The organism is Streptomyces sp. NPDC047971 (assembly GCF_040653355.1).
Taxonomy (GTDB): domain Bacteria; phylum Actinomycetota; class Actinomycetes; order Streptomycetales; family Streptomycetaceae; genus Streptomyces.
This window is the reverse complement of sequence record NZ_JBEZNW010000035.1, coordinates 1-16,781: the sequence shown is the minus strand read 5'-3', so window position 1 is coordinate 16,781 and position 16,781 is coordinate 1. Positions and strand designations below refer to the sequence as shown.

General features: G+C 72.3%; 15 protein-coding genes and 1 riboswitch. Of the genes, 3 read left to right on the top strand and 12 right to left on the bottom strand.

The annotated features are described in order from the left end of the window. Positions 1-45: 45 nt before the first annotated feature. From AB0D99_RS27295 to AB0D99_RS27270, 6 genes are all read right to left on the bottom strand, one after another. Positions 46-753: a transglycosylase family protein gene (locus tag AB0D99_RS27295; protein WP_362367662.1), complete on the bottom strand. Its 708-nt coding sequence runs from the start codon at positions 751-753 to the stop codon at positions 46-48. Positions 754-756: 3 nt separating this feature from the next. Further along, positions 757-931, bottom strand: a riboswitch (cyclic di-AMP (ydaO/yuaA leader). A 258-nt stretch (positions 932-1,189) separates the two neighbouring features. Further along, positions 1,190-2,116 (bottom strand): transglycosylase family protein, encoded by a 927-nt coding sequence (locus tag AB0D99_RS27290; protein WP_362367659.1) that lies wholly within the window; start codon positions 2,114-2,116, stop codon positions 1,190-1,192. 179 nt (positions 2,117-2,295) lie between these two features. Further along, complete coding sequence (locus AB0D99_RS27285; RefSeq protein ID WP_362367656.1) at positions 2,296-3,549, bottom strand: cytochrome P450; 1,254 nt, start codon at positions 3,547-3,549, stop codon at positions 2,296-2,298. A 74-nt stretch (positions 3,550-3,623) separates the two neighbouring features. After that, positions 3,624-4,601 (bottom strand): nucleoside triphosphate pyrophosphohydrolase, encoded by a 978-nt coding sequence (locus AB0D99_RS27280; protein ID WP_362367653.1) that lies wholly within the window; start codon positions 4,599-4,601, stop codon positions 3,624-3,626. A 30-nt stretch (positions 4,602-4,631) separates the two neighbouring features. Then, positions 4,632-5,273 (bottom strand): SurA N-terminal domain-containing protein, encoded by a 642-nt coding sequence (locus AB0D99_RS27275; RefSeq protein ID WP_362367650.1) that lies wholly within the window; start codon positions 5,271-5,273, stop codon positions 4,632-4,634. A gap of 82 nt (positions 5,274-5,355) precedes the next feature. Further along, positions 5,356-6,351 (bottom strand): glycosyltransferase family 2 protein, encoded by a 996-nt coding sequence (locus AB0D99_RS27270; protein WP_362367822.1) that lies wholly within the window; start codon positions 6,349-6,351, stop codon positions 5,356-5,358. Positions 6,352-6,476: 125 nt separating this feature from the next. Here AB0D99_RS27270 and AB0D99_RS27265 point away from each other — a divergent pair, with 125 nt between their 5' ends. Beyond that, a complete protein-coding gene (locus AB0D99_RS27265) occupies positions 6,477-8,885 on the top strand; it encodes a YfhO family protein (protein ID WP_362367647.1) in 2,409 nt (802 codons plus the stop codon). Here the strand turns inward: AB0D99_RS27265 and AB0D99_RS27260 are convergent. After that, positions 8,878-9,405 carry a GNAT family N-acetyltransferase gene (locus tag AB0D99_RS27260; protein ID WP_362367644.1) on the bottom strand — a complete coding sequence of 176 codons (528 nt, stop codon included), beginning with the start codon at positions 9,403-9,405 and terminating at the stop codon, positions 8,878-8,880. The genes AB0D99_RS27265 and AB0D99_RS27260 overlap by 8 nt on opposite strands. 136 nt (positions 9,406-9,541) lie before the next feature. On the opposite strand from AB0D99_RS27260, the gene AB0D99_RS27255 reads away from it, so the two are divergent. After that, a complete protein-coding gene (locus tag AB0D99_RS27255) occupies positions 9,542-10,423 on the top strand; it encodes an NAD(P)-binding domain-containing protein (protein WP_362367641.1) in 882 nt (293 codons plus the stop codon). 55 nt (positions 10,424-10,478) lie between these two features. Here the strand turns inward: AB0D99_RS27255 and AB0D99_RS27250 are convergent, their stop codons facing one another. From AB0D99_RS27250 to AB0D99_RS27235, 4 genes are all read right to left on the bottom strand, one after another. Further along, positions 10,479-10,865 (bottom strand): hypothetical protein, encoded by a 387-nt coding sequence (locus AB0D99_RS27250; protein ID WP_362367638.1) that lies wholly within the window; start codon positions 10,863-10,865, stop codon positions 10,479-10,481. A gap of 121 nt (positions 10,866-10,986) precedes the next feature. Beyond that, positions 10,987-12,495, bottom strand: coding sequence for a protein kinase (locus AB0D99_RS27245; protein ID WP_362367635.1), 1,509 nt, complete (start codon positions 12,493-12,495; stop codon positions 10,987-10,989). Further along, entirely contained in the window at positions 12,492-13,091 is a 600-nt protein-coding gene (locus AB0D99_RS27240) for a hypothetical protein (RefSeq protein ID WP_362367632.1), read from the bottom strand. The genes AB0D99_RS27245 and AB0D99_RS27240 overlap by 4 nt, the downstream gene beginning before the upstream one ends. 145 nt (positions 13,092-13,236) lie before the next feature. Next, positions 13,237-15,306 (bottom strand): N-6 DNA methylase, encoded by a 2,070-nt coding sequence (locus tag AB0D99_RS27235; RefSeq protein ID WP_362367629.1) that lies wholly within the window; start codon positions 15,304-15,306, stop codon positions 13,237-13,239. 130 nt (positions 15,307-15,436) lie between these two features. Here AB0D99_RS27235 and AB0D99_RS27230 point away from each other — a divergent pair, with 130 nt between their 5' ends. Beyond that, the gene (locus AB0D99_RS27230) at positions 15,437-16,126 is read left to right on the top strand and encodes a hypothetical protein (protein WP_362367626.1); all 690 of its coding nucleotides are present in this window, start codon (positions 15,437-15,439) and stop codon (positions 16,124-16,126) included. Between the two features lie 91 nt (positions 16,127-16,217). On the opposite strand, the gene AB0D99_RS27225 is transcribed toward AB0D99_RS27230, so the two are convergent. Continuing rightward, positions 16,218-16,541 (bottom strand): hypothetical protein, encoded by a 324-nt coding sequence (locus tag AB0D99_RS27225; protein ID WP_362367623.1) that lies wholly within the window; start codon positions 16,539-16,541, stop codon positions 16,218-16,220. Positions 16,542-16,781 lie beyond the last annotated feature (240 nt).

Here is a 16,781-nt window from a genome sequence, read left to right as displayed (position 1 = left end):
TCGGAGGGGCCGCGTGAGCCGCCGGACTCACGCGAACCGCCGGGCTCACTTCAGGTGAAGCTGCTGGCCCGGGTGGATCAGGTCGGCGTCCTCGACGACGTCCTTGTTCAGCTCGAAGAGCTTCTTCCAGCCACCCTCGACGTTCTGGGCGGCGGCGATCTTGCTCAGGGTGTCGCCGGCGACGACCTTGTACTCGCCGTCACCCTTCGCGACCTTCTTGCCGGTGGGGGTGGTGACGGTGGCCTTCGGCGCGGTCCGCTGCTCGCTGCGGGTCGTCGGCTGCTCGGCCTTGCGCTCGGGCTTGGCCGGGGCGGCCTTGGCCGGCGCGGGCTTGGCCGGGGCGGCCTTGGCCGGCGCGGCCTCCGCGGCACCCGTGTAGGCGGCGCTGGAGAGGCCCACGCCACAGCTCGGCCAGGCACCCTTGCCCTGGCCGGCCAGGACCTTCTCGGCGATCTGGATCTGCTGCGACTTCGTGGCCTGGTCGGCGGTGGCGGCGAACGCGGTACCACCGAAGGCGGCCCAGGTGGAGGCGGAGAACTGCAGGCCGCCGTAGTAGCCGTTGCCGGTGTTGATGGCCCAGTCGCCGCCGGACTCGCACTGGGCGACGACGTCCCACTCGGAGGCGGTCGCCGCCGAGGCGGAACCGGCGGTCATCAGCGGCGCGGCCACGGCGACACCGGCGATGCCGGCGAGGGCGACGGCGCGGGTGGCCTTGGCGGCGCGACGGTGTTTGCCCTTGGCGGAAAACAGCATGGGGAATCTCCTCACCGACGCCTGCGAGGTGAGCTGTCGGGTTCGGGCCATGTGAGTTGCCCGGCCGCGCGACCCAGCGCGCGGCTTCACCCCGAGCCGCTCCTCGGCCGCCTGTCTCAACGGCCGGGGGCGGCACTTACCTTGGGTCCCCCGCTCCTGCCTTCGGCGCATGACGCGACGACTGTCCCGTCGGCCGACGGCAGGATTCGGCGTTTCGGTCGACGGAGCCCGCGGTGGCGAGCGGTGCTGACCGTAGACACACACCCCTCCGAAGTTCAAAGACGCCCAAGGGGGAAATATCGCCCGTACCCACTTCAGGGCGAAGGGTGTTTACGCAGGTGAGAGGTGACGGAAGCAAACTTTGCGGACGCGATATGCCAGTTAAGACAAAGAGACCCATGTCTCAGTTGCACAGAACCGGACATACGACCCTGAACTACCCCTTCGCCGGGAGGAGATCGACCGTCAGATCGAGGCTCTGGCCAGGGACGATGTGGTCGGGGTCGGCACCCACGGTCGAACGGTTGGCGTCGTACAGGGCGCCCCAGCCGCCCGGGAGTTCGTTCTCCCGTGCAATGTCGGTGAGGTTGTCGCCCGGCTGGACGGTGTATTCGTCCGAACTGCCCTTGGTGTCCGTAACGTCCTTACCACCCTCGATGCCCTCAGCACCCTCGCCGTTCGATTCACCCGAACTGTCCGAGTTGGGCACATTGTCACCAGGCGTCGCGTCGCCTGTCGGCGCGTCAGTCACCGTGTCCGTCGGTGCGGCATGTCGACCCTTTTCGTCGCCGTTGCCCGGATTGCCCGTCTCTTCCGCGGCCGCGTCGCCGCGGTGCTTGCCGGTGCCCGGCGCCGTCGGCGTGGCGGGCGGGGTGGCCGCCTCGGGGGTGGCGCTCGGGTCCGACGTCGCGGGCGGGGTGGTCCCGGGGGTGGCGGTCTCGGGCTCGGTGGCCCCGGGGGTGGCGGGAAGGCCCGCCGTGCGGTTCGACTCCGCGACGGGGCCCGTGGGCTCCTCGGGGGTGACCGCCGGCCCCGGGTCGACGCCCGGCGTGACACCGTCGTTCTTCAGTCCGGCGATCGGGGCGCAGGTGGCCCACTGGGTGGAGCCCGCCGCGAGCGCCTTGTCGGCCACCGCGATCTGCTGGGCCCGGCTGGCGAGATCCGCGCTGGACGCGTAGGCGAGACCGCCGTACGCCTCCCAGGTCTCCTGCGTGAACTGGAGTCCGCCGTAGAGACCGTTGCCGAAGTGTGCGCTCCACAGGCCGCCCGTCTCGCACTCGGCCACCCGGTCCCAGGTGGCGGCGTCGGCGGCGGAGGCGGAACCCGCGGCGAGCAGCGGCAGCGCCAGCGCGGATCCGGTCACGCCTGCGGCGACGACTATGGCGGGGGCCTGGCGGGGTCTGCGGTGTCGTCCGTTCCCGGAGCGCATACGGAGAGCCTTTCGCGTGACTGCTGAGATGACGGTGAACGTAGCGGCATTCGAACGTCAGTAACAAGTCGATGCAGCGGAGATCACGTAAAAGTCACAGTCTTGACGATCCGTCAGTTCACAACTCGGGTGAACTCGACCGGAAGCGTGCGCAATCCACGCATGATGAGCCCACCGCGCCACCGCAGATCGGCCGGATCGGCGGCAAGTCGGAGGTCCGGCAGGCGAGTCAGGAGCGTCGCGAGGGCGATCTGTCCCTCCAACCGGGCGAGCGGGGCGCCGATGCAGTAGTGGATGCCGTGCCCGTACCCCAGGTGCTGGTTGTCGCGCCGGGAGAGGTCGAGGGTGTCCGGCCCGTCGAAGCGGGCCGGGTCACGGTCGGCGGCGGCGAGGACGACGAGGACCGGGTCGCCGGCCGGGATCTCCTGCCCTCCGATGCTCAGCGGCTCCATGGCGTACCGCCAGGTCGCCAGCTCCACCGGCCCGTCGTACCGCAGCAGCTCCTCGACACCCGTCTCGAGCAGCCCCCGCTCCCCCGCGGCGAGCGAGGTCTGGAGCCGCTCGCGCTCGCCCGGGTTGCGCAGCAGGGCGTAGACCCCGTTGCCGACCAGGTTGACCGTGGTCTCGAAGCCCGCGAAGAGAAGGATGAAGGCCATGGCTGCGGCCTCGTTCTCGGTGAGGTGCTCGCCGTGGTCGGACGCCCTGATGAGCCCCGAGATCAGATCGTCGCCCGGGTCGAGCCGCTTGCGGTGGATCAGCTCCGCGAGATAGCCGCGCATCTTCTTGACCGACCGCGCCACACCGCCGCGCGGCCCTCCGCCGTGCCGGATCATCATCCCGGCCCAGTCCCGGAAGTCGTCCTGGTCCTCGCGCGGGACGCCGAGCAGATCGCAGATGGCGTAGATGGGCAGCGGGAACGCGAACTCGTGGATGAGGTCCGCCTCGCCCTTCTCCGCGAACGAGTCGATCAGCCGGTCCGTCAGCTCCTGCACCCGCGGTGCGAACTCCGCGACCCGGCGCGGGGTGAACGCCTTCGAGACCAGCCGCCGCAGCCGGGTGTGGTCGGGCGGGTCGATGTTGAGCAGATGCGTCATCAGCTCGGCCTTGCGCTCCCCGGGGATCCCCGTCTTCCCCTTGGCGTGCGCGGGCTCGTCGTGGTGCGCCGGGTTCTTCGACAGCCGCTGGTCGGCGAGCGCCTGCCGGGCGTCCGCGTACCGCGTCACCAGCCATGCCTCGACCCCGCTGGGCAGCTTCGCCCGATGGACCGGCGCGTGCTCGCGCAGCCAGGCGTAGGCGGGGTACGGATCGGTGGCGAACTCCCAGGTGAAGAGCTCGGGGGCGGGGGATTCGGCGGGGGGCTTGCTCACCCTGAGACGGTACAAGGTCGCCGGCCGCGGGGCGGGAGGACGGCGGTCCGCCCCCGCCCCGGGCCGCGCGGAGCTCAGCCGGCCGGGACGCCCTCGGCCGCGCGGATCGTGTCGCGGTAGGTGCGGGCGGCGGCTCGCAGCGCCGCCTCGGGGTCGACGCCGGACGCCTCCGCGCGGGCGGCGAGGGCGAGCAGTTCGTAGCCGATGCCCTCCCCCTTCGGCAGGTCCACGTCCAGGCCGGCCGTGCGCACCCGGCCCGCCAGCTTGGCGGCGAGCGCGAGCCCGGGCTGGCCGAGCGGCACCCCGTCGGTGACCGACGCGCGCTGCTTCTCGATCGCCTTCGTGCGCAGCCAGTGCGCCTTGACCTCCTCCGGGGTCTCGGCGGTCGCGTCACCGAAGACGTGCGGGTGGCGGTGGATCAGCTTCTCCACGATCGCCCCCGCCACGTCGTCGACGGAGAAGGGCTCCTCCTCGTCGTCCTCGGCGATCCGGGCGTGGAAGACGACCTGGAGGAGGACGTCCCCGAGCTCCTCGCGCAGTGCGTCGCGATCGTCGTCCTCGATCGCCTCGACGAGTTCGTACGCCTCCTCGATGCCGTACTTGGCGAGCCCCTTGTGCGTCTGCCGCGAGGACCACGGGCACTCCCGGCGGATGCGGTCCATGACCTGCACCAGGTCGAGCAGGCGGGCACCCGGCAGGTCGTACGAGCCGGGCAGCAGCTCCAGGTCGGGCATGGTGACGCGGCCGGAGCCGGCCAGCCGGGCGAGCCCGTCCGTCAGGGCCCGGTCGCCCTCCCCGGACGGCAGGACCACCACGGTCCGTCCCCCGGCGCAGGCGTCGACCAGCTCCTGCGCGGCGGGGCGGGCCTGCTCGACGGCGACGCCCGCCTCGCGGAGGTACGGCAGCTGGGGGTGGTGCTCGTCACCGCACAGGACCCGGTCGGCGCCGTGCAGCGCCTGCCACGCGGGCCAGGACAGCAGTCCGGGCGCCACGCGGTGGCTGGCGGTGAGCAGGACGATACGGCCGGGCTCGACGGGTGCTTCAGCGTTCACCCTTCGACCTTACGCGGCGCCGGACGCCCCCTACGCACCCGCTTCCGCGGCCGGGTCGGGGGTGATGGGGCGTACCCAGGACGGGGTGTACGTGCCCAGCTGGATCTTCTTGTCGTCCCAGGCGCCGAAGCGCGGGTTCACGTCGATGTCGAGCTCCTTCGACGCCGCGGTGAAGACCTCGGTGAGCTTCTGCTGGCCCTCGGGGGTGTTCGCGATGCCGAGCTTCTCGGCGATCTTGTTCATGAGGACCGTGCGGCGGACGACCGTGTCGATCTGGTCGGGCGCGACGCCCTGCTGCTGGAGCAGCATCGCGGCGAGCTGGGTCTCGCCGCCGCTCTGCTGGGTGAACTCGTCGCGCGCCTTCTGGATCTCCCCGCGGGACGCGGTGATCCCGTTGTCGGCGGCGACCTTGTCCACGACCTTGTCGAAGATCATCACGTTGAGCTTCTCGCGGCTGAGGTCGCCGGTCGCCTGGATCAGCTGCGCCGACTGCGGCGACGCCTCCTGAGCGGTCCGTACGTCGCGCACCTGCGCCTGGAGGCTGGACACCTCGATCCGTTCGCCGCCGACGACCGCCGCCGCCCCTGGGTGGGGCTCACCTCCGCAGGCTGCGAGGAGCGGGGCCGCGGCGAGGAGCGCGGCGGAGACGGAGAGCGCAGTGCGGCGGTGCAAAGGAGCCTCCCAGCGTGGGTCGTGCCTCAGTTTGAACGACCTTGCGGTGATCGATGTTAGGCAGTCGCCGTGGCCTGGGCCACTACTTCGACGCGACTGCCTCGATCAACGACTCACGTGTTCGGGTGGTGGCGGTCTCCGGCCCGATCGGCCCGGGAACGTCCGCGTTCGTGGCCTTGACCAGGAAATGCGGGCGGCGCTTCACCTCGTAGTAGATCCGGCCCACGTACTCCCCGACCAGCCCGAGCATCACCATCTGGACCCCGGCCAGCGCCGTGACGATGACGAGCAGGGTGACATACCCGGGCGTGTCCACCCCCTTCACCAGGGCGACGCCGACGATCCACGCCGCGTACGCCAGGGCCACCGACACCAGGATCATTCCCATGTACACGGCGGCGCGGAGCGGCTTGTTGTTGAAGGAGAGCAGCCCGTCGAGTCCGTAGTTGAGCAGCTTTCCGAAGGTCCATTTCGAGCGGCCCTCCTCGCGCACCGCATTCTCGTACTCGAATGTGGTGGTGCGGAATCCGACCCAGGCGAAAAGACCCTTGGAGAAGCGGTTGTACTCGGTGAGTTCGAGGATCGCGTCGACGGTCCGGCGGGAGAGCAGCCGGAAATCGCCGACCCCGTCCACCAGCTCGACGTCCACCAGCCGGTTGATCGCCCAGTAGTAGGCGCGCGCGGTCATGGTGCGGGTCACCCGGTCGCCCTTGCGGGTGCGCCGGGCGATGACCTGGTCGTACCCCTCGGAGTGCAGGCCGACCATGCGGTGCACGAGCTCCGGCGGGTGCTGGAGGTCCGCGTCCATGATGACGACGGCGTCCCCCAGCGCGTGCTGGAGGCCGGCCAGCATCGCGGCCTCCTTGCCGAAGTTGCGGCTGAAGGAGACGTAGCGGGCGCGCGGGTCGGCGGCGGCGATCTCCTCGAGGAGCGGGAGCGTACGGTCGTGGCTTCCGTCGTCCACATAGACCAGCTCGAATTCACCGTCGAAACGGGACAGTTCGGCCGTCACATGGTCGTGAAAGCGACCGATGATCTCTTCTTCGTTGAAACACGGGACCACGATCGAGAGCAGCACACGGGCCACGACAACCCACCCGGATGTCGTCGGCCGATTCGACACATGACGACGAGGCGACCATTGAGTGAACTGGCCCCGGGGGAACACAATTCCGCGTTCCGTACTGGCATATTCGCACCACCATGCCTGATCAGACGACACCGGCCGTGGGCCGTGCCGCCGGCCTCGCCGCGTTCCTCACCGCGCTCGCCGTCTGCGCGGGGGACGCCGTCGCCCGCACCTTTCCGTTCGGACCCGAGCGGCGCGGCGTCAACGACCTGGCCAACCAGTTCGTCCCGTACCACGCCCGTCTGTGGGACCTGCTGCACGGCAGGGCCGACGGAGGGCTGCTGCTCAACTGGCAGTCCGGCTGGGGCACCAGCTTCCTGCCGGACCTCGGGACGTATCTGGGCAGCCCGTTCGCCTGCCTCGTCGCTCTCTTCCCGCGCGCGGACATCGAGTACGCGGTCTACGCCGTCACCCTCCTGAAGATGGCCGCCGCGGCCGCCGCCATGACCGTGGCGCTGCTGCGCCTGCGGCCCGGACCCCGGTGGGCGGCGGGGGTCCTGGGCGCCTCGTACGGACTGTGCGGCTGGTCCGTCATGGAGGCCACGTACAACCCGATGTGGCTGGACGGTCTGATCACCTTCCCGCTGCTGTGCCTGGTCGGCGACTGGGTGCGGGAGGGACGTCGGCCGCTGCTCGGGCCGGCCGTCGTCGCCCTGTGCTGGGTCGCCAACTTCTACACCGCGTACATGGCCACGATCGGCGCCGCCCTGGTGCTCCTGGTCCGTCTCGTCCTGGCGCACGAGCTCCGGCTCCGCGTCCTGGTGCGGGCGGTGGTGACCGTGCTGCTCGGGATCGGCCTCGCCGCGCCGGTCCTCGTACCGGTCTTCCTCGGCTCCACGCTCGCGTACCCCGGCGTGATCAGGCGGTTCCAGCCGGTGGACTGGACGGACTTCCTCGCGCGGCTGCTTCCGGCGACGTACAGCTTCTCCTCCCCCGCCGCGTTCCTCGGCACGGGAACCCTGCTGCTCGCGGCGGCGCTGCCGCTCCACCGGAAGGCGCCGAGGCGGGACCGTCTGGTCTGGGCCGGGTTCGTCGTCGCCGTCGCCGTGTCGATGCAGTGGGGGCCCACCCATCTGGTGTGGCATGTCTTCGCCACGCCCAATGGCAGTCCGTACCGGCAGACCTTCGTCCTCTGCGGCGTGCTGGTCCTCGTCGCCTGGCTCGCCCTCTCCCACGGCCGGCCGGGGCGGCGGGAACTGCTCGGCGGAGCGGGCGTGGTGGCGGCGGTCGCCGCGGGCGCGAGCGTCAGCGACCTGGTGACCGGCTGGACGTACCCGCTGCTCGTCCTCGGCCTCGCGACGGCGGGCGGGGCGCTGTGGCCGGCCGTGAGGGGGCGGCGCCGGTCCGGGGTCGTGGCGGCGGTGCTCCTCGCCGGGTCGCTCGTGGGGCAGGCGGCCGCGACGACGGCGTACGCGGACCGGGAGCGGCTGTCGCGGCTCGACGACTACCCGGCCTGGGGCGCGGAGCAGGACCGGCGGACGGCGGCGCTCGCCGGGGCGGACGGCTGGCCGGAGTACCGCACCGACTCCGGCGGTCCGCGCATCACCGGCAACGAGCCGCTGCTCCTGGGCGGTCAGGGCGCCGCGTACTACAGCAGCCACACCCCGGACGTGCTGACGAGGACGCTGGCCGCGCTCGGCGGCGGGTGGACCTCGCGCGGCCGCAATCTGCAGAGCCTCGACAACCCGGTGACGGACGCGCTGTTCGGGGTCGGCGCCCGGTGGCGGGACGACCGGGTGGTGCGGACGGATGCCGTGCTGCCGCTGGTGACGACGCGCCCGGAGGGTGCCGGCGCCCCTCGGTACGGGTCCTCGCCGTTCCGGAACCAGGAGCTGCTGCTGGGCTCCTCCGTGTACACGCTGCCCTCCGACGGGGTCTGCCCGGTGGGCAGCGAGGTCTTTCTCTGGGCGCCCGACATGCGAGGGACCGCGCGGCTCGGACCCGGCGGCCGGGCGGTACCGCTCGCGGGCGGCATGCCGAAGTGGCGGGCCGCGCTCGCCTCGCTGGGCGTCCAGGAGACGGCGGGCACGAGGCCGGTCCTGGCGGGCGGCGGCACCCGCGGTCACCAGGTCGGCTGTCTGGACCGCGGGCGGCTGGCGGCGGCGGTGGAGGGCCTGCGGGCGAGGACGGTGGCCTCGGTCCTCTCGGTCCGGATCACCGACTCCGGCTTCCGCGCGGAACTCCGGCCGGGAACGAAAGGGACGTTGGTGCTCGCCGCCCCGCGCATCGCGGGCTGGTCGTGCGACGGCCGCGAAGCCGACTCCTACGGCGGTCTGGTGGCGGCGAGGGCGGACGGCCGGACGTCGGTGACCTGTGACTTCCGCCCGCCGGGGCTCCGGGCGGGCCTGGCCGCCGGGGCGGCGGCACTGCTCCTGACGGCGGCGCCGGCGGTCTGGAGGCGACGGACGCGGACCCCGGCCCCTGGTGCCGACGGCCCCCACGAGCACGGAGCGGTCAAGCAGTCGGCCGGGGCGCTCAGCTGAGTGACGGCGGGCCCGACGGCGCCTGGAGCCGCCAGCGGATCTCGCCGTCGTGCCACTCGCCGGTGGGGGCGAGCCCGGCGGCGGAGGCGACGGCGGCGGAGGCGGCGTGGTCGGGGTGGATGTGCGCGACGAAGCTCCGTACCCCTCGCGCGGTGAGCCATCCGACGAGTCCCCGCACCGCCTCGACGGCGATCCCGCGGCCCTGCCACGGGGTCCCCACGATCCAGGCGATCTCGGCGGCCTCCCCGCCGTCGACGGTCGCCTGCACCGTTCCGACGAGAGGGCCCTCGTCCCCGAGCCGGACGACCCAGTTGCACCAGGAGACCCCGGTCTCGGGCGAACCGGCGACGAGCCGCTCGTAGCGGGCGCGCAGGGCCGGCGGGGTGGGCGGGGTGCCTCCGATGAAGCCGTAGAGCGAGGGATCGCCGAGCACGCCGGCCATCTCCTGGGCGTGCTCGACGGCGAGCGGGAGCAGGGCGAGCCGGTCGGTGGGGACGGTCTCGGGCTGAAGGGTGGTCACGCGGCCTCCGGGGTGGGCTCGTCGGTCGGGTGTCGTGGTGGGGGTCCCACTGACAAATTTGTAAGTACTTGTCCGGCTGCCGCCGCCCCCGCAGCATGGATCACATCCCACCACCCCTCCGGACAGGAGCACACCCATGTCAGGCCACCGTCCCGTCCCCGTGACCGTCCTCGGGCTGGGCTCGATGGGGAGCGCGCTCGCCGACGCGTTCCTCCGCGCCGGGCATCCGACCACCGTGTGGAACCGCACCGCCTCGAAGGCCGCACCCCTCGTCGCCCAGGGGGCCGTGCACGCGCGGACGGTGGGCGAGGCCACCGCCGCGAGCGGACTCGTCATCGCCTGCCTGACCACGTACGAGGACACCGTCGCCGCTCTCGAACCGGCCGCCGACGTGCTGGAGGGTCGGGCGCTGGTGACGCTCAACAGCGGGTCGCCCGCCGGGGCGCGCCGGATGGCGGCATGGGCGGGCGGGCACGGAGCGCGGTTCCTCGACGGGGCCGTCAAGAACGTGCCGGCCGCCGTCGGCGCCGAGACCACGCTCCTCTACTACGGCGGCGACCGGGCCGTCTTCGAGGAGTACGAGGCGACGCTGCGGGTGCTGGGCGGCGACACCGTCCACCTCGGCGCGGACCCGGACCTCGCCGCCCTGTACGAGATGGCGGTCGGCGGGACGCTGCTGCCCGCGCTCGTCGGCTTCTTCCAGGGCGCGGCCGCGCTGCGGGCCCGCGGGCTCGACGCCGCCTCGATGGTGCGGTTCAGCGTCAAGTGGTTCGAGATGATCAATTCCGTACTGCCCAGGTTCGCCGAGGAGATCGACAGCGGCGACTACGCCGAACCGGCCTCCTCGGTGGGCATGTTCCTCGCCGGGGCCGACCACGACGAGGAGTTCGCGAGGGAGGCGGGGCTCGACGTGGGGTGGCACAGGCCCTTCCGCGAGCTCCTGGAGCGCGCCGTCGAGGCCGGCCACGGTGAGCACAGCGTCTCCGCCCTGACGGAGGTGCTCGCCGAGCCGCGGTGAACATGCCGAAGGGCCGGACCCCCCGTGGGTCCGGCCCTTCGTCGTGAGCCCGGCGTCAGTTCTTGACGGGGTTCAGGCAGAGCACGAACTTGTACGACTCCAGCTGCTGCGCCAGCGCGACCTCGCTGACGTCGCCGCACTTCTCGACGTCGAAGGTGTCGTCGACGACCTTCACGACCTTGTAGAGGTCGGGCACCTTCTCGCCGCACGGCTTGGTGTTGACCTCGGGGTCGTTGTCCGGACCGGTGACCGTCACGCACTCGCCGACCTTGGCGGACACGGGCGCCTCGCCCGTCAGGTACGGAAGGCCGAGCTTCCAGAACAGGACCGCCGCGATGGCCACGACGATGCTGAGGATCGTCTTGCCTATGCTGCGCTTCTTCTTCGCCGGCTCGACGGGGGCGTCGAGCGGCTGGTCCGGGGTGGCGGGCGGCGTCGTCATGAAAGCTTCCTTGGGGACGTGAGCATGATCAGACGCGAACGCTACATCGCACGGAACTCGCAAAAAGGACACAAAAGATCCACTTCTCCATCAGTTGTGGACTCGTGATTCTGGCGCCCCGTCAGGCGAAGCGGCCCATCTGCTGCTGACGCGCCAGCGCCCGCCTCAGATCCGCCGGAAGCGCGTGGTACGGGCCGTATGTCCGCTCCGTGTCGTACAGCAGCGCCTGGAGCTGCTGGTGACCCGCCGTGTGGTCGCCCATCGCCAGGAGCAGCATCCCGATCCGCCGCCTGATGTCGAAGAACCGGGCCTGGTCCGCGCCGTGTTCGTGGAACGGCAGGAGCGCCCGGTACTCCGCCAGCGCGGCCGCCGTCTCCCCCAGCTGTTCCAGACACTGCGCCGCCTCGTAGCGGAACTGCAGGGTCTGCGGGTCGGCGGGGCCCGCCTCGGCCGCCCGGTCGTCGGCGAGGCGGCGCAGCTCCGGCAGGGCGCGGCGGTACTGGCCGTCGTCCATGAGGGTCGTCGCGTACTGCTTGCGCAGGATGCGGACGACGGGCGAGTGCTCGCCGTGCTCGGCGGCGGCCGCCGGCAGGATCGAGCCGAGGAGGTCGACGGCCCGGGTGAGGGAGCCCTCGCCGAGCAGCCGCTTGACCTCGTCGACGGTGGCGGCCACATCGGGGCGGACGACCGGCGGCGCGACCGGCTGCGGGGGGACGGACGCCCGGTCGGGCCACGGCGCGTGCGGCCGCAGGAAGGGGCGCGTCGGGTCGAGCGGCCCGGCGGGGGCGCCGCGCGCGGGCAGCAGCGGCAGCAGCGCCTCGTACACCTCGTGCGCACCGGAGGGGCGGTGCTGGGGGTCCTTGGCGAGCAGCCGCAGGACCAGCGCCTCCAGGGCCTCCGGCACCTCGGGGCGCAGCCGGCGGACCGGGAGCGGGGGCTCATAGAGATGGCGGTGCAGGACGCCGAGCGCGGTCGAGCCGGCGAACGGCACGTTCCCGCTGAGGAGTTCGTGGAGCAGGATGCCGAGCGCGTACAGGTCGGTGTACGGGCCGACAGCGCCGCCCATCGCCTGCTCGGGCGCCATGTAGGCGGGGCTGCCGATCGGCGAACCGGTGTGGGTGAGGCGGGTGGTGTCGGTGTCCAGGACGGAGGCGACGCCGAGGTCGAGGACGGTCACGGTGCCGTCGGGCCGCACCATCACGTTGCGGGGCTTGAGGTCGCGGTGGACGATCGGGACCGCGTGCACGGCGGCGAGCACCGCGCACAGCTGCGCGGCGACGGAGACGGCCCACTCCCAGGGGTACGGGTCGTGCTCGGCGAGATGGTCGGAGAGGTCCGCGCCGTCGAGGTACTGCATGACGAGGTAGAGGTCGTCGCCGTCGCTGCCGGCGTCGTGGACGGTGACCAGGCCGGGGTGGTCGACCTGGGCCGTGACCCGGCACTCGCGCACGAAGCGGCGCCGGAGCTCCTCCGCCGCGGTGGCGGGCCCGGTGATGGTGGCGGGGCGGAGCAGCTTGACGGCGACGCGGCGGTCGAGCCGCCCGTCGTACGCCGTCCAGACCTGGCCCATGCCGCCCTGGCCGATGACCGTGGAGAGTTCGTACCGGCCACCGATGACGCGTCCGTTCACCGACCGCCCTCTCGCGGGTCCTTCGGCTCCTTGCGGAGGAGGTCACTGAGCTCGTCCAGCTCGGCCCTGACCTGGTCGGCGCGGGACGGCGTGGGACGGTCGGCAGGGGGCGCGGCCTGGGCGGCGTTCGCCCCGGGCGGGACGTACGGCTGAGGCGCGGGGTACGACGGGGCCGATCCGTACGGCTGCTGGGGCGCCGTCGTGGACGTCACGGGATACCCGTACCCGTAGCCGCCTCCGTACGGCCCCGGGGGGACGGGCGTGGCCGGCCTCTGGTGGTGCCTGATGTCGACCACGAGGTAGTACGCCGTCACGGCGGCCATCTGCACCAGCAGTCCGGCCATGCCCACGTCCGAGATCCAGTGGTCGGCGAGGCGCTGCTCCAGCGTGGACAGACAGGCGACGTTGAGCACGAGCTGTCCCCAGAAGAGCACCCAGTCCCTGGCGGTGCGTCGCATGATCGCGATCCGCAGCATCCCGATCCACGCGAAGAAGCCGAAGGAGAGCACGATCAGCACGCAGATGATCACACGCACGGCGATCGCGCCGCCCGAAGGGCCGGGGCGCGGTGGCGTCATGGGCGCGTGACCGTGCATGGTGCAGCTCCTCGGGTGAAGACGGGGCGAGGCGGAGTACGAGCGTATAAGGCGACGCCCGTGCCCGGCCCAGGGTTGTACGGAAGCGATGTCGCACCCGTCACTGCCGCGCCGTCACCTTCCGCCCACCCGTGGGATCACGCCGTCACTCCGGCTGGACCGTCCCGTCCGCGAGTCCGTCGTACAGCCCCTGCACCAGCTGCCCGCCGAGTCTGCCCGCCAGGCGCAGCGCGTCCTCGAACGCGCCGAGCGCGCGGAAGCGTTCGCCGTATCGCCGCTGCTCGGTGAGGGGCAGCCGGGGCAGTTGGAGGCGGCGGACGTCGAGGCGGGTGGCGGTGGAGGCGAAGCTGCTGGCCTGCCGGTTGTTCGCGGTGCCGCGCAGGAAGCCGGCGAGGAACCACGGGTCGACGGCGGCCGGATCGGGGCGCAGGAGCTGGAGGTTGCGGCCGAGGGCGGCGCCGGCGGTGGCGGCGTCGACGACCCGGGCGACGGAGCCTCCGCCGAGGACGGGGACGACCACGTCGCCCTCCTCGACGAGGACGGGCTCCTCGGCCGGTCCGTCGGGGAGCGTCCCGGAGGGCGCGGCTCCGGAGAGGACGTCGTGCTCGGTGAGGACGGGGCCACCGGCCGCGGAGGTGCCGGCGCCGCCGGACCGGAGCTGGAGGGCTCCGGCGCGGGCGAGTTCGCCGACCGTGGTGAGGGTGCGGGCCGCCGACCTGGCGGGGGCGGCCGGGGTGGGGGCAAGGCTCAGGGTGCGGCGCAGGGTCTCGTCGAGACGCGCGCGGACGGCTTCGAGTTCGGCGGCGGTACCGCCGGCGGCGGGGCCCGCGAGGTGGCGGGCGGGGGCGAGGTCGACGTCGTCGTCGAGGAGTTCGATGACGGGGACGGAGCGGCTGACTCCGGGGTCGTGCCGGCCGCCCCAGGCGTCCAGCACCGCCCCCTGCACGGTCTGCCAGGGCAGCTTGTCCCGCCCGCCGTCCGGCACGAGGGAGGTGGTGTCGACGAGGAGCAGTTCGGGAGCGGGCCGGTGGTCGCGGCCGGGGCGGTTCAGCACCCACAGGTGCAGGGGGATGCCGTACGGGGGTGCGGCGCCGGCCGGCAGGGCGATCACGGCGCGCAGGGCCCCGCGGCGCAGCAGGTCGGCGCGGATGCGGCGGCCCGAGCGGCGGGAGGCGACGGCGGGGGGCATGAGCAGGACGGCGGTGCCGCCGTCGCGGAGCCGGGCGAGCGCGTGCTGGACCCAGGCGAGCTCGGACTCGGTGCGGGCCGGGAAGCCGTACTCCCAGCGGGGGTCGTAGGCGAGTTCGTCGTGGCCCCAGCCGCGTTCGTTGAACGGGGGGTGGCACAGGACGGCGTCGGCCGAGAGCGTGGGGAAGGCGTCGGCCCGCAGGGTGTCGGCGGCGGCGGAGCGGATGTCGGCGTCGCCGTGGAGGGCGAGGCGCAGGGCGGTGAGGGCCGCGAGTTCGGGGTCGGCGTCCTGTGCGTAGAGCGCGGTGGGGCGGGGGACGGCGCGGAGCAGCCCACCGGTGCCGGAGGCGGGGTCGAGGACGGTGTGCGCGGGGCCGGTGCCGCCCGCTTCCGCGGCCAGCGTGGCCATCAGTTCGGCCAGGCCGGGCGGGGTGAGCGTGTACTGACGCGGGTTGGCGTCGAGGTGGCGGCCGAGGAGGAACTCGAAGGTCTGGCGTGCGCCGAGCTCGCCGGCGAGTTCGGCGGCCCCGCGCATCAGGGGCACGGAGGGGGCGAGTTCGCCGGGCGTGGGGGTCCGCACGGCGCGGTCGAGCCCGAAGCGGGCGGTCAGGAGCTCTTCGAGCGCGGACGGCAGGACGTCCGCCAGGCGCTCGTCGGAGAGTCCGGTGGCATCGAGCAGGCCGGTGGGCCGGTCCCGCACGAGCAGCAGCGCGCACCCCGTGTGGACGAGGGCGGTGACGGTCCCGGCCGGGTGGGCGGCGAGCTGCTGCCAGACGCGCTCGCGGAGCGGGACCTCGACGAGCTTCCCCTGGTCGCGCAGCCACTGCTCGACGTCCGCGAGGGCGAAGGAGGGGCTGGTCTCGGTGCCCCCCACGGGCTTGGGGAAGTCCTCGTGGCGGCGCCGCCAGTTGCTGACGGCGGCCCGGCCGACGCCGGCGAGCCGGGCGATTCCGGCGGCGGTGACCTCTGCTGCGTGCTCGTCCGGCACCTGACCGTCTCCCCTCGTGTGTCCGTGGACATCGAGCATACCGATGACACCGGTTCACAGTGTGAGTCGACTCAAAATCTGTGAACCGTGTTGACTCGGTTCACAGGCTCTGCTGTGATTGACCCATCGCAAACGGAGTTCCCTCAGCGCCCCGGAAGGTGCCACAGCCATGTCTCAGCAGCAGCACAACTGGTTCGCCCGCCACAAGACCCTCACCGCCACCGCCGCGATCGTCGCGCTCGTCGCGATCGGAGCCACCGGGTGCGAGGGCGGCGACACCTCGACGTCGAAGGGCTCGGCCGCGCAGGAACAGCCGGCCAAGCAGGGCGGCGACAGCAAGGCGCCGGCGGAGAAGAAGGCCGTCACGATCGCGGGCGACGGCGACTTCGAGGTCGGCAAGGACGTGAAGCCGGGCCTCTACCGCACGAGCGGGAACGAGGACGCCATGTGCTACTGGGAGCGCGCCAAGGACTCGTCGGGCGACACCGACTCGATCCTCGCCAACGACAACGTCACGGGCACGAGCTATGTGGAGGTGAAGCCCTCGGACAAGCTCTTCAAGTCCTCGGGCTGCAAGGAGTGGGAGGCCGTGGACGCGAAGTCCACCGGCTCCCCGAAGGCCGCCCCCAAGGGCGACGGCGGCATGTACAAGGTGGGACTCGACATCGCCCCGGGCACGTACAAGTCGACGGGCAACACGGACGACAGCTGCTACTGGGAGCGGGCGAAGGACGCGAGCCACGGCACGGACTCGATCCTGGCGAACAACAACGTGTCGGGCACGGCGATCGTGAAGGTCTCGAAGTCGGACGCCTACTTCAAGACGTCGGGCTGCGGCGACTGGGTCAAGACGGGCTGACGCGACGGCCCATGAAAGAGAGAACGGCCCGCCGGGCCGGAAAAAGGGAGAGCCCCGCCGAGCGACTCGGCGGGGCTCTCCCGTACGCGTATCAGGCCGGATCCGCGACGAAGTCACAGTCGTGGGCGTAGTCGGGATCCCCGACCTGCCAACGCAGGACCAGTTTGTCCTCATCACCGCGGACCGGCAGGTCGTGCGAGGCGTCCCGCAGATTCAGGACCAGCTGTTGCGGTCGTACGTCCTTGATGGCACGGGCCAGGCGCCAGTCCCCACTGCCCGTGGCCAGCCGCGGCTTGGTCCCGACCCCGTCGAAGGCGACGGGGAAGTCCTTGGCCGTGAACGTGTGGTCCTTCTTCACCTCGACGACGGCTCCGCAATCGCCGACCCAGCGGCCGATCATTTGATCTTCGGTCACGTGGGGCGTTTTCTCCGTACCGGAGAGCCCACAGGCCGTCGTGGCGAGCAGCAGGGCACACACACCGTAGATCCCGATTCCTCGCCCGCCGGCCATCGCATTCGACATTCTCAACGTCTCGCCCTTCACAGGGGGTGGGGGGGGGGGGGGGCCGGGGGGGGGCCCCCCCGGCGGGGGTTTGACCGGGGAAGAAAAAACAGATAGGAGGGGGGGGGATAGGGGGGGGTGTGGTGGGTGTAG